This is a genomic window from Rhodococcus sp. WAY2, assembly GCF_009859915.1.
Taxonomy (GTDB): Bacteria; Actinomycetota; Actinomycetes; order Mycobacteriales; family Mycobacteriaceae; genus Rhodococcus_F; species Rhodococcus_F oxybenzonivorans.
Genome location: NZ_CP046572.1, coordinates 57778 through 72862 on the forward strand (window position 1 = coordinate 57778; position 15085 = coordinate 72862).

Below are 15085 nucleotides of genomic sequence, written 5' to 3' on the forward strand. Positions count from 1 at the left end.
ACGAAGGGGAGAAGAAGAGTTGAGGGCCATGGCAATGAAACGGGTTATCGCAACTTTGACCGCAACGGCTGCAGCGGTGGCCATTCCGGTGGTTTCGGGAGTGGTCGGCACCAGCGCGGTAGCGAACGCAGACCCGTGCCCGAGCCTGTACGTGGTGGCGATTCCGGGAACTTGGGAGACGTCCACCAAGGAGAACGTCCGGCCCACCCCCGGCCTGCTGTCGGCGGTCACGAACGGGTTACCGTCGAATATCCGCACCGACTACGTGACCTACGCCGCCACTGCTTTCCCGTGGGAAGGCGATGTGTACGGGCGTTCGAAGGCTCAGGCGGTAGACAACGCCCGCGGGATGCTCGTCAACATGTCTCAGCAATGTGCCGGAACCAAGCTTGCGCTCATCGGCTACAGCCAGGGCGCTGATGCTGCGGGTGACCTCGCGGCCGAGATCGGCACGGGCCTCGGCGCGGTGCCCGCCGACAAGATCGCTGCCGTCGGGCTCGTGTCCGATCCCCGTCGTTCGCCCACCGACGCGCTGGTCGGTCCTCCCGTCGCCGGTGGTGGCGCCGGCGGACCTCGCATCGGCGGTTTCGGCTGGGTCAGCCAGAACACCCGAACCTTCTGCGCCTACGGCGACCTGTACTGCTCCACCCCGAAGGAAGACTTCGTGACCCGGCTCGCCGGTTTCCTCGCGCAGACGTCGGACCCGTCGCCGTCGCTGCTCGGGCGGTACCAGGCGGAGGCCGAGGCCATTTGGCGTGACCTCCTCGACGCCGGTGGTGTCCCCACCCTGATGGCTCAGTTGGACGAACAGGCCAACCAGAGGCGGATCGACGAGCTCGAGCAGTTCTACAAGTCGCAGGCACACCAGGATTACACGCGATACGCGGTAGACGGTGCCGGAACGTCGGCCACCAACTGGCTCAGGAACTGGTTGCGCGACGTGGCGTAGGTCGAGTCGGGCGCGGCAGGAGAAGATGATCCGATGACGGACACTCCTGCCGCGCCCGGTTACGACGCTTTCGTCACCGTTCGGTGGTCCGATATGGACGCCTTTCAGCACATCAATCACGCCAGGATGGTGACGTTGCTCGAAGAGGCGAGGATCGACTGGCTGCTCAGTGAGGGCGCCGAGAATTCGTCTCTCATCACCAGTGCGTTCATCGCCGACATCCACGTCAAGTACCGGGCTCAGCTCACGCACTCGGACAGTCCGTTGCGGATCACCATGTGGATCGCGAAGCACCGGGCCGTCGACTTCACCATCGGTTACGAGGTCCGGGGTGCGCGCGCCGGTCGTAGCGATCCGCCCGCCGTCACCGCCACCACCCAGATGGCCGTCGCCGACGTCGATGCGCAGCGGTTGCGGCGTATCACTCCCACCGAGCGCGAGTACCTCACCCGCTGGTCCCGTGCGTGACAGTGCGGAGCGCGAGTGCCCCCGTGGCGTTCAACGCGGCAGCGTGACCGTGCGGGAACCGCAACAGGTGACGATCAGCCCAAGTCGAAACGTGCACCGAGTCGCATGCTGCCGGGCGCCAGCCGGCTCAACGCGCGGCCGAATTTGGCCTCGGGGGTGACCGGGACCACAGCCCTGTTCGACCTGACGGCTTTCAGGATCTGCGTGGCCACCCGATCGGGTGTGAATCCACGCTTGCGGTAGAACGTGTCGGATCGGGACCGCATCTGTTCTTGTTTCTCGGGGGTGGTCCCGGCGAAGTCGGTGTTCTTGACGATGTTGGTGTGGACGATGCCGGGGCAGATGGTGCTGACGCCGATGCCGTGGTCCACCAGTTCGGCGCGGAGACAATCCGAGAGCATGTAGACGGCGGCTTTGCTGGTGGCGTAGGCGGTGAGTCGCTTCTGCGGGGTGAAGGCCGCCGCCGAGGACAGGTTGACGATGTGTCCGCCCGTTCCGCGCTCGATCATCTGCTCCGCGAAGACCCGGCAGCCGTAGACGACTCCCCAGAAGTTGACGTCCATCACGCGCTCGAATTCGCTCTGCGGCGTCGCGGTGAAAGTGCCGGAGTAGCCGATTCCCGCATTGTTGACCACGACGTCGGGGGTGCCGTGCTGGGACTGCACCTCCTCGGCGAACCGCCGCACCTCCTCTTCCACCGCCACATTCACCCGGTAGGCATGCGAGCCACCACCGAAGATCGCGACGGCGCCGCCCCCCTTCATCTGCGCCGAATTGATGAGGTCCGCTGTGTGCTGCGCCGATTCGAGGTCGAGGTCACCGACTACGACCACCGCACCCTCGGCGGCGAACGCGAGTGCGGTTTCGCGGCCGATTCCGCTACCGCCACCGGTGACGACGACGAGCATGCCGTCGAGATCACGCAGTCGACGGTGCTTTCGCGAACCCGTACGCCAACCCTTGACCTCACTGAGAAGACTCATGGAACCATCTTGTCCGAGTACCGTCGATCGTGTGCTGATCTGGTACGTCAGTTATGGGTCGAACATGGCGACGACTCGCCTCGCCTGCTACCTGCGCGGTGGTTGCCCGCCCGGCGGCAACCACTCTCATCGCGGTGCGCGGGACACGAGCGAACCGCGCGAATCGATCCCTGTGGTGATCCCCGGTTCAGTGTTCTTCGCGGGGGAGTCGCGCATTTGGGGCGGCGGACGCGCCTTCTACGACCCGGATGCGCCCGGGACGGTCGCGGCCCGCGCCTTCCTCGTGACGCAGGAACAGTTCGAGGACATTCACGCCCAGGAACCGGCCTGTTACGACCGGCTGGTTCCTCTGGGAACTCGCGACGGCATCGTCATGTGCACGTTCACCACCCGGGCCCGGGGTGACGTGGTCACGCGGAACGCGCCAGCCCCCGCCTACCTCGCGACCATTGCGGACGGGCTTCGCGAGGGTCACGGCTGGGATGATCCGCGCGTCGAGGATTATCTGACGCGGCTCCGGGTTTCCTAGCAACCACAAGTGTGCTTACGTGATACGGGCCACATCCGGTGGCCGTCACGAAAGGAAGTCGATGTCCGATCTGCATGTCGTAGCGACCATTCCTGCCAAGCCGGGCTCCGAGGACACGGTGCGAGACGGCCTGTCCTCCCTCGCGGCGGAGAGCCGCAAGGAGGAGGGCTGCGTCTCGTACGAGTTGTTCGAATCTGCTGCGCAACCCGGGACCTTCGTCACCGTCGAGGTGTGGGCGAACCAGGAGGCCGTCGACGCGCACATGAAGTCGCCGCACTTCCAGTCCGCGGTCGCCGTTTTCGGTGAGCATCTCGCTGGCGCACCCGCGATCCATCCGCTGAAGCCGGTGTCCTAGAGTCCGTTCGGTGACCACACCCCTGACCAGTGTTGTTCCCGAAGGCCGTAGTCGGGGAGGCGTCATCGTCATCCAGGAGGCCTTCGGGATCACACAACACATCGTCGACGTCTGTTCCCGATTCGCCGACGCCGGCTACCACGCCGTGGCGCCCCATCTGTTCCACCGGGCCGGCGACCCGGTGCTCGGCTATGACGATCTGAAAACGGCCATGCCGCTGCTGGGCACTCTCACGTCGGCACAGATCGACGAGGACGTCGATGCAGCCGTTGCCGCTCTGGCGGATGCCGGGATCGACGCGGGAAACACGGCGATCGTCGGATTCTGCATGGGTGGCACGGTCGCCTTCCACACCGCGGCGCGCCGGAAACTCGGCGCCGCGGTGAGCTTCTACGGTGGCGGCGTCGAGAAGGGACGGTTCGGCTACCCCTCGCAGCTCGAGGCCGCGGGACAGCTGTCGACTCCCTGGCTGGGACTGTTCGGTGATCGTGACACGGGGATCCCGTCCGAGCAGGTCGAGGAGTTGCGGAACGCTCTGTCGCAGGTACCGGTGGACACGGAGATCGTGCGGTACCCCGACGCCGAGCACGGATTCAACTGCAACGACCGCCCGGCCGTCTACAACGAGGCAGCCGCCCGGGACGCGTGGTCACGGACGGTCGACTGGCTCGGCACCCACCTGCAGGTCAGCAGCGGCGGAATCGGCTGACCGTGGCCCCGCTCGGGTAGCCCTTCCGGTCGGTGAGCTCGAAGGCCGTCGGCTCGAAGTCGGTGTCGAACATGGGCGTTCCGCGACCGGCCACCACCGGATATTGCTTGATCACCAGCTCGTCGATCTCCGGAAGCAGAGCGCCCGCAAGCTTTCCGCCTCCAGCGAGCCAGACACCGAGTGTGCTGTCCTCGGCCTTGAGCTGCCGGACCTTCGCGAGTGGGTCGGTAATCACTTCGACGGCGGGGTTGGAACTGGCGCCGAGCGTGCGTGAGACGACGTATTGGCGCAGGTGCGCGTACGGACTGGTGATTCCGGCTGCGAGCGCGGGCTCGTAGGTCGAGCGGCCCTGGATCACGGTGTCGAAATGCTTGTTGGCCCCGTCGACTGCGAACTGCTCCCGTAGGTGGGTCGGAATCGTTTCCGGGTAATCCTGCGCCATGAAACCGATGATGTCGTCGAGCATCGGAAAGAAGCCGACGTCGCCGTCCGGGGCGGCGATGAAACCGTCGATGGTAATGCCGACGAAGTAGGTGAGTGCGCGCATCATGTCCTTACTGTGGTAGCCGTCGAAGGGTCGTGAGATGGCAGTTCCGAACATTCCTGCCCGGATCCGTTGTGTCGTCGAGCGGTTGAGGGTGGATCCGTCCGATCGGATCCTAGAGGTGGGCTGCGGACCCGGCGTGGCAGTTTCTCTCGTGGCCGACAAACTTCTCGACGGGCGGATCACGGCAATCGACCGGTCCGCCACCGCGATAGCACGAGCTGAGCAGCGTAACGAGGCCCTGTCGGCGCGCGGCAGAGTGGAACTCCAGAAGACGGAACTGGCCGGATTCCGCTGCGCCGATGCGTCGTTCGACAAGGCCTTCGCTGTCAACGTCAATGCCTTCTGGACACGCGACGCGACCGAAGAGGTCCGGATTCTGTGGGAGGCCCTGCGTCCCGGCGGCATCCTGCACCTCGTCTACGACGGCACCGAAGCGATGCACGACGCCGCGAAGTCGCAACGCATCGTGAACGCTGTGACCCAGGTTTTGCGGCGAAAAGGGTTCGAGGTGAGTGCAGACACGGGAAACCCGCTGTGCATCACCGGGAAGAGGCCGGGCTGACCTGCGAACTCCCCTCTACCTCAGCGCGGCTCGTAACCGAACCGTTATAGTCGGTCTCATGACTTCGGTTCTGGGTGTGTCGGTCGGTGCCAGCGCTGTGCGCGTCGCGTGCCGTGACGCAGCCGACTCGGTTGACGCGACCGGGCCGATCTTCCGCTCGACGGCGGTAGCCGCAACCCTCGAACGGCCCGAGGACGTGGCTGCCGAATCCATTGGAACTGCCCTGGGAGACGGCGAAGACTTGGGCGAGGTACAGGCCATTGGCGTGGCCTACCAGGACGAGGCCCAGGCCGATGCCGTCGAGGCCGCCTTGGCCCGCGAACACATCGGCAACGTTCATCTCGTGCCTGAAGTGACCGCCGCACTCGAGATGCTCGAGGTGTCGGGTGACCTCGGAAACCATTCGACGCTGGTGTTCTACGACCTCGGCAGTTCCGGACTCACCGTTACCGTCGTCGAGCGCTCCACCGGGACGGTCCTCGACAGTGCCCGCACGGACGAGATCAGCGGTGACCTCGTCGACCGCCTGATTCGCGACCAGCAACTCGAACTGCAGAAGATCGCGCAGCCCGCCGACGAAGCTGCCGCACTCGAACTCGACGCCCGGTGTCGCCTCGCGAAGGAGCAGCTCTCCAGCACGGGCGCGGTCTGCGTGCCTGGTGACGGGGGGCTGCTGCTGCTGTCGCAGGACACCTTCGAGTCGCTCATCCAGGGACCGGTCGAGACTTCCGCTCGGATCACTCGCGATGTGATCCACCGGTCCGGGCGTATGCCTGACGCCGCGGTCCTCATCGGTGGTGGCGCGTACATTCCGCTCGTCACCTCGGTGATGGAGTCGTGGCTGAAAATTCCGGTGATCGTCCCGGAGCAGCCGGAACTGGTGGCGGCTGAAGGTGCCGCACTGTTGGCCCAGCAGGCACCCGCCGAGGTGGTCGCAGTGCCCGAGCCCCCGAAATCCCGCCGCCGCGGCGCCGTCCTCGCCGGTGGAGCCCTCGCCGCGGTAGCAGCCCTCGGGCTCGTCCTCGGGGTGGGCGCCGACGTCTTGGAGGGGTCGGAGAAGGACCCGCAGCCGGACCCGACCGAGCCGGAAGCTCCGGCCCCAGTCATCGAGAACGCGACACCACCCGCAATGACGTCGGCCACGGCCGCCGACCTTCCGTCGCCCGTGCCGCCGCAGGTGGATACCGAAGCGGAGGCGCCTACGACGGGCGCTGCCCGAACCGAGGCCTACAACACCCCGTATGTGCAGCCCCCGACCGCCGCGCAGCCAGACAGCGGGACGCAAACCGATGTGAGCAGGAACGAGCCGGCACCGGCCCCGTCCCCACCGCCGCTCATCCCCGGCCTACCGCAGCTTCAGCTGCCTGTTCTCCCGCCGCCGGCCCCGCTACCCGAGCTACCGCGAATTCCGGGTCTCTAGTCGCCGAACGCCCGGTGGCCGAGCCTCACACGTCGTCGCTAACGCCGCAGCATATCCCGGACGTGGCCGGTCTCGTTCACCGAGGCCACCCGTCGCTCGCCGCTACGCGAGACGAGGACGCGCGTAACCGAGACGTATTCGATGGGGAACACGAGGGGACGGTCCAGGCCCAGCAGCTCCTGCAGGTACACGTTGATGACACCGCCGTGGGCGAATATCGCGACGGTATCGCGGTGGTCGGACTCCTGGACGACCCGGCCGAGCGCATCGAACACCCGCGTGCGGAAGGCGTCGGCGTCGATCCCTGGGGGGAATTGGCCCGCCCGGATGCGGGCGTACGCTTCGGGCGCCCGCGCCTCGGCTTCGTGGAACGGGATGTAGTGGTCGAGGTCGTAGTCGTACTCGGCCAGCCCTTGGTCCTGAGTGACGGGAAGGTTGAGCGCCTCGGCGAGTGGCGCGGCCGTCTCCAGGGCGCGGCGCTGCGGGCTGCTCACGATCCGGGCGATGCGGTAGGGACCCAATGCGGCAGGCAGTCGCTTGGCCTGGGCCCGCCCGTCCTCGGTCAAGGCAGGATCGGCTCGTCCCTCGGACGTGGTCACGAGCTCCGGTAGCGCATGTCGGATAAATAGCAGTTGCACGACGATCAGCTTGCCAGTTCCCGGATCAGTGCCGCGACCTGGCCCGGTTGGTCGATCATGGCGTGGTGACGGGCGGGTTGCACGACGCGGAAGGTGGCGCCGAGACGCTCGGCGAACTGTCGTTGGCGCCGAACCCACTCCCACCCCCACGGGGTCCGATGACCGGTGTGTGCGGCGGCCACGAGTACGGGGACCGGCATCGTGACGGTGGCGCGTAGGGCGGCAATCTCCTCGGCGAGGGCCGGATACGACGCGTTCTCGACCACCGACGACTCGAGATATGCGGGCTCGCGGTAGATCCGGGCCACCCACTGCCGAGTCTCGGACGTTATTCCACCCGGCGGCGTCGACTGGTTCAAGACTGCTCGAACGGTCGGACCCAGCAGTCGCTGCAGCCCGAGCCGGCTCGACGCGCGGGCCACCCACCGGCCGGTTGCCACCCTCCAACGGGTCGGAATGACGCGGTGGGGTCGCAGAGTGATGGTCGCGTCGAGCAGCATCACACCGCCCGTGCGCTGGGGAAACAGCCGAGCGAAGGCCTCGGCGTAGATGCCGCCGAGCGAGTGCCCCACCACGACGGCCGGTGCAGTGCAGCCGAGCGCGTCGAGTACCGCGACGATCCTCTCCGCTTCACCGCGGGCCGTGGGTGGTGTGGCGGAGGCGGGGCTGAGCCCGTACCCGGGTCGATCGATTCGCACGACGAGGCAAGAATCGGAAATCAGTGCGGTGACGTCATCCCAGTCGAACCAGTTGCCGCCGAGACCGCCGTAGAGAACGACGGGAAGTCCGGTGCCGTCGACGACGACGTGCACTCCCGCGACCATTTCCCCAGGACGTTTCACGTGGAACCTTCATTTTCGCCGGTGACGTGAAGCACGCTGAGTGATACGAAGATCAGCCACCCGCTGAAAGCGAGCAGCTGCACACGCTGGCCCAGTCCCAGCCACACGTCGTGCTCGCCGCGAATCGCGGCAGCTGCCAGGGTCCAGGCGGTGCCCACGACGACAACCGCCGACACTGCCGCCCCGGTCAGCGTCAACCAGCGCGGCCAACCGTAGAGACAGGCCGCCAGCGCGAAAGCGAGCGCCGACACCACACCGCCCGTCGACGCAGACGTACTGGTGACGGCATGCAGTTCATGCGACAGCGGCAACTGACCCGAATCCTCGCGGGCAGCGCAGAGGGGATCCGAGGTGACCGCACAGCTCATCGGCATCCGCGAATCGAGGGCGGTGGTGACCCCGAACACGCACAACGCGAACCACCCGATCGCGGTCACCCACCCTTCCGAGTACCGCCACAGTCCGAGGACGCCCACCACCGCGACGGTGCAACCCGCCACCAGGTCGCCCGTACGGAACAAGGCGCCGTGTCGTTGGTCGGTGGCCGCGAGTTCGCTCGCGAAACCACGCAGCGGGTCGATCTCGGTGTCCACGACGAACTCCAGGAGCCACGACGAGTAGGCCACCGCTCCGACGATCAACAGGGCGGCCACCGCAACGCGGCCACGGGAGGTCACTGCTTCGGTTTGGCCAACGGAAAGGCGAGGGTCTCCCGGATACTGCCGCCGGTGATCAGCATGACCACGCGGTCGACGCCCACGCCGAGTCCGCCGGTCGGGGGCATGGCGTGTTCGAGCGACTGCAGGAAGTCTTCGTCGAGTTCCATCGCCTCCTCGTCCCCGCCGGCGGCGAGCATCGACTGCTCGGTGAGACGGTTCCGCTGGTCGACCGGGTCGGTGAGTTCGCTGTACGCGGTACCGAGTTCGACGCCCCACGCCACCAGGTCCCACTTGGCCGCGACTCCGGGAATGGTGGGATGCGGGCGCGTGAGCGGCGACATCGACGTCGGGAAGTTGGTGTAGAAGGTGGGGAACTCGGTGTAGTCCTCCACCAGGTGCTCGTACATTTCCTGGGCCACGGCCCCGGCGTCCCACGTCGACTGGTACGGAATGTCGTGATCGTCGCACAGCCGTTGCAGATCCACGAGCGGTGTCTCGGGCGAAACATCGACCCCGAGTTTCTCGGCCACGGCCTGATGCATTGTCTTCACGGGCCATTCCCCGGAGATGTCGATCTCCACCATGGTGCCGTCGGGTCCCGGGCGCATGATGACTTCCCGTCCGTGGGCCGCGATCGCCGCCGTTTGGATGAGCTGGCGGCACAGCACCATCATCTTTTCGTAGTCGCTGTGCGCCTCGTAGGCCTCGAGGATGGTGAATTCGGGATTGTGCTTGAAGTCGACACCCTCGTTGCGGAAGACCCGGCCGATTTCGAAGACCTTCTCCATCCCGGCGACGCAGAGCCGCTTGAGGTAGAGCTCCGGGGCGATCCGCAGGTACAGGTCCAGGTTGTAGGCGTTGATGTGCGTGAGGAAGGGCGCCGCGTTGGCGCCGCCGTGTACCTGCTGCAGGATCGGTGTCTCCACCTCCAGGAAGCCGCGATCACCCAGCGAATCACGCAACGACTTCACGACGGCGCTGCGGGCCTCGAGAAGCCGCCGGGCGTCGGTGTTGATCATCAGGTCTACGTATCGCTGTCGCACCCGGGTTTCCGGGTCCGACAGACCTTTCCACTTGTCGGGAAGCGGGTGCAGGCATTTACCGGTCATCCGCCATTCGTTCGCCAGTAGCGACAGCGCTCCGCGGCGGCTGTAGCCGATGACACCGGCAACTTCGACGAGGTCGCCGAGGTCGAATTCGGCCGCGAACGCCCGGATGCGTTCGGTCCCCACCCGGGCTTCGTCGACGAGGACCTGGATGTCTCCGGACCAGTCCCGGACCGACGCGAACACCACACCGCCGTAGTCCCGCAGGCGGAGTACGCGACCGGCGATGCGGACGGTCGTTCCTTCGGGGGATTCCGCCGCGGCGGCCACCGTATGAGTGGGCGGATACGCGACCGGGTAGGGGTCGATCCCCTCCTGCGCGAGTGTCGCCAACTTGTCGAGCCGGACCCGAACCTGTTCGGGCCGTTTCGGTCCGAGGCTCGCCGCCGGACTACCGTCGCCGGGGGCGCTGCCGTCCGCGTGCAATCCCTCCGCGGCGACCAGACCCGCGGGCACGGCGGCGTGAGTTCCGGTGTGCTTGACGGCGTCGCCCGCTGTGGAACGCCCGAATCTGGGCAAGGTGACGAAGCCTTCGGCGATTGCCGACGCGAATCCGACGCGCAGCAATTCCCGGTTGTCCTCGAAGCACAGGTAGCGCGGGACCCATTCGGGTTGGTACTTCACGTTGGAACGGTAGAGGGCCTCGAGCTGCCACCACCGGGAGAAGAAGACGAGGATCGACCGCCAGATCCGCAGGATCGGCCCGGCACCGATGCGTGATCCCTCCTCGAACACCGACCGGAACACGGCGAAGTTCAAGGACACCTTCGTGATGCCGAATTGGTCGGAGTTGGTGGCCAGTTCGGTCACCATCAACTCCACGACTCCGTTGGGAGAGGTGGGTTTGCGACGCATCAGGTCGAGCGAGACTCCGGACGGACCCCACGGTACGAGGGACAGGATTCCGACGATGTCGTCATCCGCATCGATGGCCTGCACCAGTAGGCAATCACCGTCGAGGCGGTCACCGAGCCGTCCGAGGGCCATGGAGAAGCCGCGTTCGGTTTCGGTGTCGCGCCAGGCGTCGGCGAGCCGGATCGTTTCGGCCATCTCCTCGGCGGGAACGTCTCGGTGCCTGCGAATCCGCACCGTGACGCCTTGGCGCCGCACGCGGGTGACGGCCTGGCGTACCTGCCGCATGTCGCGCCCGCTGAGGTTGAACTCGCGGGTGCGGAGAATGGCCTCGTCGCCGAGTTGCAGCACGGTGAGACCGGCCTTGGCGTAGGCGGTCGCGCCGGTTTCGCCCGCTCCCATGACGGCGGTGGCCCACCCGTATCGGGACGCGAGCGCCTGCCACGCCTCGATCGCGTGGGGCCAGGCCTCGGGGTCGCCGATGGGGTCGCCGCTGGCGAGGCAGACACCGATTTCCACCCGATAGGTGATCGCCGCTTTGCCGCTGGGAGCGAACACCACCGCCTTGTCGCGGCGTGTGGCGAAGTAACCGAGGGAGTCGTCGGCGCCGTACTGAAGCAGCAGTCCGCGCAGCGCCGACTCGTCGTTTCCGGTGAGTGCGTTGTGGGAGCGCTGGGCGCGGAACAAGGTCACCACGGCGGCCAGCAGGGCGGCGGCCCCGAACAAGCCGAGAAGGGTGTTGACGAAACCGTGTGGCCTGCCGGTGAACTGCTCGTTGTCGACGGCGGCGAGCGCGGTCACCCGGTTGAGGGACCACAGGAAGCGTTCCCCGGGTGGGAGGGTGCCGGGGAAGAGTTCGACCAGCCCCCACCCGACGAGTGTGCCCACGGTGAGGCCGACGAGCAGGACGCCCAGGGCTTTCCACCCGGCACCGCGGCGGACGCGGGTGTAGAACTCCGAACGGGCAGCGACCAGAATCCCGATCACGGCGAGTTGCACGGCGGCCGCGACTCCGGCGTTCCAGTTGCGGTCGGTGATCGCGACCACGATGTTCGCCACCATGAACAGGCCCAGGTACACCGTGAGCAACCACCAGGCGATGCGTTTGCGGCTGGCGAGCGCGGCGGCGAGCAAACCCACCACCAGGGCCCAGGACAGGCTCGTGTCGGGAGCATCGAAGTAGTAGCTGTCGACGTACTCGCGCGGCACGTGCACGTAGTAGCGCAATACCGGCGACAGACTCCACAGGAACACCAGCACCGAGAAGACACCCAGAATCAGTCCCGCGACGTGCGGAACCTGATGCAGGCGGCGGTTCCCGGAACCCGGGGCGGGACGGGCCCGCGGTGGGGCGGGGACAACCTCGGACGTGGTCTCGGTGCTAGCTGACATCGAGCGTTCCTTCCCGGCACGAGATGCGTACTGATCACTGCGGACAGGTGTGCTGTGTCCTAGTGTGATGCGTCGGACCGCTGTTCGTGGTGAAGAGGGAAGATAGAGGCATGTCCGACATTCACGAAGCCGTGCCGATCCGCGACGAATCCATTCGTCTCGGCCAGTTCCTCAAGCTCGCCAACCTCATCGAGTCGGGGGCCGAGGCCAAAGAGGTGATCGCTGACGGTCTGGTGTCGGTGAACGGCGAAGTCGAGGTCCGCCGCGGGCGGCAGCTTCGTGACGGTGACGTCGTCGAGATCGGGGGGATGACGGCGCAGGTGAGTTCTCAGGCCTGACGCCGGGCGGTGTCGGCCGCGAACCGCTGCAGGAACGTCGCTTCGGCGACGGCGAGTTTCTCGATCTCGCCGGGATCGACGCTCTCGTCGGGCGCGTGGATCCGGCTGCGCGGTTCCTCCACCCCGATCAGGGCGATCTCGGCGTTCGGGATCATGTCGGCCAAGACGTTGCACAACGGGATCGAGCCGCCTTGGCCGACGGATCCCATCGGCTTGCCGAAGGCCTCTTCCATCGCCTTGCCGAGGGCGGCGTAGCCGGGGCCGTCGGTCGTTGCCCGGAACGGTGAGCCCACCGCTTCACGGTCCACCGTCACTCGCGCACCCCACGGCGCGGCGTTCTCGAGGTGCTTGACCAGGGCGTCCTGCGCTTCCAGGGGATCCATTCCGGGCGGCACCCGCAGGTTCAGCCGGGCCGATGCCCGGGGCGCGACGGCTGCGGCCGATCCGACCACCGGTGGGCAGTCGATGCCGAGCACGGTCAGCGCGGGTCTCGCCCACACCGCGTCGGCGACCGAGCCCGTACCGGCGAGCCCGACCCCGTCCAGGACGCCGGCGTCGGCACGGAACCGCTCGGCGGGGTAGTCGACCCCTGTCCAGGTCTGGTCCGATGCGAGGCCGTCGACCACCGTGTTCCCGTCCCGGTCGCGCAGCGTCGACAGCATCTGGACGAGGGCCGCCACCGCGTCGGGGGCGGGACCACCGAACATCCCCGAATGAACTTCACCGGCCAGGGTTTCCACGTGCACGACGACGTTCGCTATTCCGCGCAGGGTGGTGGTGACGGTGGGATTTCCGGCTTCGGAATTGCCGGTGTCGCCGATGAGGATCATGTCGGCGGCGAACAACTCCGGCCGTTCTTCGACGAGATTCTCCAGCCCGCCGGTGCCCATTTCCTCGGAACCTTCGGCGACGATGCGGATCCCGACCGGGAAGGGGGTGCCGAGTGCTCGCAGCGCCAGCAGGTGCATGACGAGGTTGCCCTTGCAGTCCGCAGCGCCGCGCCCGTACCAGCGGCCGTCACGTTCGGTCAGCGTGAACGGCTCGCTGTGCCACAGTGTCTCGTCGCCGGGCGGCTGAACATCGTAGTGGCAGTACAGCAGGACGGTGGGTGCGCCCGGAGGCGCCGGCTCGTGGCCGACCACGGCGAGGGATCCGTCGGACGTCTCCAGGAGATCGACGGACCCCACCCCCGCCCCGAGAAACGCGTCCTTCACCCATTCGGCCGCGCGGCGGCACTCCTCGAGCGGGAATTGCCGTGGATCGGCCACCGAACGCAGGGCGACGAGCGCCGCCAGTTCGTCCCTAGCCGTAGGCATCAGCTCTGCGACCTTGGTACGAATGTCGTCCGACATCAACGCCTCCTCGGGGATGGGTCTCTACGTCAGGGCCGGTCACTCGCGCGATCAGCGGTCGGTCAGCGAACGACGACACCGTCCTGATCGCTGTACACGGTCTCGCCGGGGTTGAAGGTCACTCCGCCGATTTCGAGGGGAACGTTCTTCTCGCCGGATCCGGTCTGGGTGCTCTTGCGGGGATTAGTGCCCAGCGCCTTGACGCCGATGTCGAGGGTCTTCAGGATCGCCGAGTCGCGAACCGCACCGTTGACGATCACCCCGGCCCAGCCGTTGTCGACGCCGCGGCCGGCGATGATGTCTCCGACCAGTGCCGTATGGATGCTGGCGCCGCCGTCGACGACCAGTACTCCACCGTTGCCCGGCTCGCTCAGCGTCTGCTTGACCAGCAGGTTGTCCTGGAAGCACTTGATCGTGGTGATCGGTCCGGAGAACACGTCGCGCCCACCGAACTGGAGGAACTGCGTGTCGCAGCTTCGGATGTCGGGGCCGATCTCGTCTGCCAGGTCTGCGGTTGCCACGGGTTCAGTCATAGGCGTCAGGATAGTGGGACGACTCTGCGGCGAGCGCGTGCCGTGACCATTGCCATGACAGGCACCACCGGGCCCCCTCGCTGCAGCCCTTGGCGTAGTACCGCAACAGCTACACTTGACGCGTCCTGGCATAGCGAGCGGTAGATAGGTCATCATGGTCAGCTCATCCAAGGGTGCGACGCCCACCGTGGTCGGCAATGCAGCAGACTGGCGCCGCCTCGAACCCACGAAGTTGACGCCGATCCTCAGCGCCTCTCTCGACGCATTCTACGAACACGGCTTCCACGGCACCTCGGTACGGGACATCGCCCGCCGAGTCGGTGTCACGGTACCCGCTCTTTACTACCACCACGAAAACAAGGAAGCCGTTCTCCTCGCTCTCCTGGAGCTTTCCACCAGCGACGTGCTGGAACGGGCGCACGCGGCGAGTGCCGACGGCGGGGACGACCCCGTTCAGCGACTCGCCAATGTCATCGAGGCAATCGTGCTGCGGATGACCATGCGATCCCGTCTGGCGGCGCTTGAAAGCGAGGTGCGCTACCTGAGCCCGGAGAACCGGCAGCGGTACAGCACGGTCCGCAAGGGTGTCGAAGAACTGGTCCTCGAGATCGTCAAGGAAGGCAAGAAGCGGGAGCTCTTCGACGTCGCCGATGCCGCGGAGACCACGCGGGCGCTGCTCGGGATGTGCCAGTCTATTCCGCGGTGGTACCACGCCGAAGGCAAGCTGACCCCGGACGCCGTGGCCCGCAAGTATGTAGAGATCGCCATGAAGACCGTCGGATCCACGGTAGCCCCCACCAAACCGAAGCGCAGGCGCACCGCCGAAGTGTGACCGGCGGTGCCCCTGGCTT

Annotated in this window: 17 protein-coding genes; 9 read left to right on the plus strand and 8 right to left on the minus strand. The window is 66.7% G+C overall.

Annotated elements, in window-relative coordinates:
* Positions 1-34: 34 nt before the first annotated feature.
* A complete protein-coding gene (locus tag GFS60_RS00265) occupies positions 35-949 on the plus strand; it encodes a cutinase family protein (RefSeq protein ID WP_159926760.1) in 915 nt (304 codons plus the stop codon).
* A gap of 33 nt (positions 950-982) precedes the next feature.
* On the plus strand, positions 983-1417 hold the full coding sequence (locus GFS60_RS00270) for an acyl-CoA thioesterase (protein ID WP_159918481.1): 435 nt from the start codon (positions 983-985) through the stop codon (positions 1415-1417).
* 74 nt (positions 1418-1491) lie between these two features.
* Here GFS60_RS00270 and GFS60_RS00275 read toward each other — a convergent pair whose 3' ends face one another.
* Entirely contained in the window at positions 1492-2400 is a 909-nt protein-coding gene (locus GFS60_RS00275) for an SDR family NAD(P)-dependent oxidoreductase (RefSeq protein ID WP_159918482.1), read from the minus strand.
* 31 nt (positions 2401-2431) lie between these two features.
* On the opposite strand from GFS60_RS00275, the gene GFS60_RS00280 reads away from it, so the two are divergent.
* The 3 genes from GFS60_RS00280 to GFS60_RS00290 all read left to right on the plus strand — a co-directional run bounded on the left by GFS60_RS00280 (position 2432) and on the right by GFS60_RS00290 (position 3993).
* Entirely contained in the window at positions 2432-2929 is a 498-nt protein-coding gene (locus GFS60_RS00280) for a hypothetical protein (RefSeq protein ID WP_109325434.1), read from the plus strand.
* A 61-nt stretch (positions 2930-2990) separates the two neighbouring features.
* A complete protein-coding gene (locus GFS60_RS00285; RefSeq protein ID WP_109325438.1) occupies positions 2991-3284 on the plus strand; it encodes a putative quinol monooxygenase in 294 nt (97 codons plus the stop codon).
* Between the two features lie 10 nt (positions 3285-3294).
* Positions 3295-3993: a dienelactone hydrolase family protein gene (locus GFS60_RS00290; protein WP_159918483.1), complete on the plus strand. Its 699-nt coding sequence runs from the start codon at positions 3295-3297 to the stop codon at positions 3991-3993.
* Here GFS60_RS00290 and GFS60_RS00295 read toward each other — a convergent pair.
* A complete protein-coding gene (locus GFS60_RS00295) occupies positions 3971-4540 on the minus strand; it encodes a dihydrofolate reductase family protein (RefSeq protein WP_159926761.1) in 570 nt (189 codons plus the stop codon). The two genes, GFS60_RS00290 and GFS60_RS00295, sit on opposite strands and share 23 nt — an antisense overlap.
* A gap of 37 nt (positions 4541-4577) precedes the next feature.
* Between GFS60_RS00295 and GFS60_RS00300 the strand changes: the two genes are divergently transcribed.
* Together GFS60_RS00300 and GFS60_RS00305 are read left to right on the plus strand one after the other, a co-directional pair.
* Positions 4578-5102 carry an SAM-dependent methyltransferase gene (locus GFS60_RS00300; protein ID WP_159918484.1) on the plus strand — a complete coding sequence of 175 codons (525 nt, stop codon included), beginning with the start codon at positions 4578-4580 and terminating at the stop codon, positions 5100-5102.
* A 58-nt stretch (positions 5103-5160) separates the two neighbouring features.
* On the plus strand, positions 5161-6522 hold the full coding sequence (locus GFS60_RS00305) for an Hsp70 family protein (protein WP_159918485.1): 1362 nt from the start codon (positions 5161-5163) through the stop codon (positions 6520-6522).
* 38 nt (positions 6523-6560) lie between these two features.
* Here GFS60_RS00305 and GFS60_RS00310 read toward each other — a convergent pair whose 3' ends face one another.
* Genes GFS60_RS00310 through lysX form a run of 4 tightly spaced genes read right to left on the minus strand, consistent with a single transcriptional unit; the run spans position 6561 to position 12011 of the window.
* Complete coding sequence (locus GFS60_RS00310; RefSeq protein ID WP_159918486.1) at positions 6561-7160, minus strand: histidine phosphatase family protein; 600 nt, start codon at positions 7158-7160, stop codon at positions 6561-6563.
* A gap of 5 nt (positions 7161-7165) precedes the next feature.
* Positions 7166-8002, minus strand: a complete 837-nt coding sequence (locus tag GFS60_RS00315; protein ID WP_236603330.1) for an alpha/beta fold hydrolase — start codon at positions 8000-8002, stop codon at positions 7166-7168.
* Positions 7999-8679, minus strand: coding sequence for a DUF998 domain-containing protein (locus tag GFS60_RS00320; RefSeq protein WP_159918487.1), 681 nt, complete (start codon positions 8677-8679; stop codon positions 7999-8001). Before GFS60_RS00320 ends, GFS60_RS00315 begins: the two co-directional genes overlap by 4 nt.
* Complete coding sequence (lysX, locus tag GFS60_RS00325) at positions 8676-12011, minus strand: bifunctional lysylphosphatidylglycerol synthetase/lysine--tRNA ligase LysX (protein WP_159918488.1); 3336 nt, start codon at positions 12009-12011, stop codon at positions 8676-8678. The genes GFS60_RS00320 and lysX overlap by 4 nt, the downstream gene beginning before the upstream one ends.
* Positions 12012-12121: 110 nt before the next feature.
* On the opposite strand from lysX, the gene GFS60_RS00330 reads away from it, so the two are divergent.
* Entirely contained in the window at positions 12122-12349 is a 228-nt protein-coding gene (locus GFS60_RS00330; protein WP_159918489.1) for an RNA-binding S4 domain-containing protein, read from the plus strand.
* On the opposite strand, the gene GFS60_RS00335 is transcribed toward GFS60_RS00330, so the two are convergent.
* Together GFS60_RS00335 and rraA are read right to left on the minus strand one after the other, a co-directional pair.
* On the minus strand, positions 12340-13701 hold the full coding sequence (locus GFS60_RS00335) for a dipeptidase (protein ID WP_159918490.1): 1362 nt from the start codon (positions 13699-13701) through the stop codon (positions 12340-12342). The genes GFS60_RS00330 and GFS60_RS00335 overlap by 10 nt on opposite strands.
* Positions 13702-13763: 62 nt before the next feature.
* Positions 13764-14234 carry a ribonuclease E activity regulator RraA gene (gene rraA, locus GFS60_RS00340; protein WP_109325459.1) on the minus strand — a complete coding sequence of 157 codons (471 nt, stop codon included), beginning with the start codon at positions 14232-14234 and terminating at the stop codon, positions 13764-13766.
* A 154-nt stretch (positions 14235-14388) separates the two neighbouring features.
* Here rraA and GFS60_RS00345 point away from each other — a divergent pair, with 154 nt between their 5' ends.
* Positions 14389-15066 (plus strand): TetR/AcrR family transcriptional regulator, encoded by a 678-nt coding sequence (locus GFS60_RS00345; protein ID WP_159918491.1) that lies wholly within the window; start codon positions 14389-14391, stop codon positions 15064-15066.
* Positions 15067-15085: the final 19 nt, after the last annotated feature.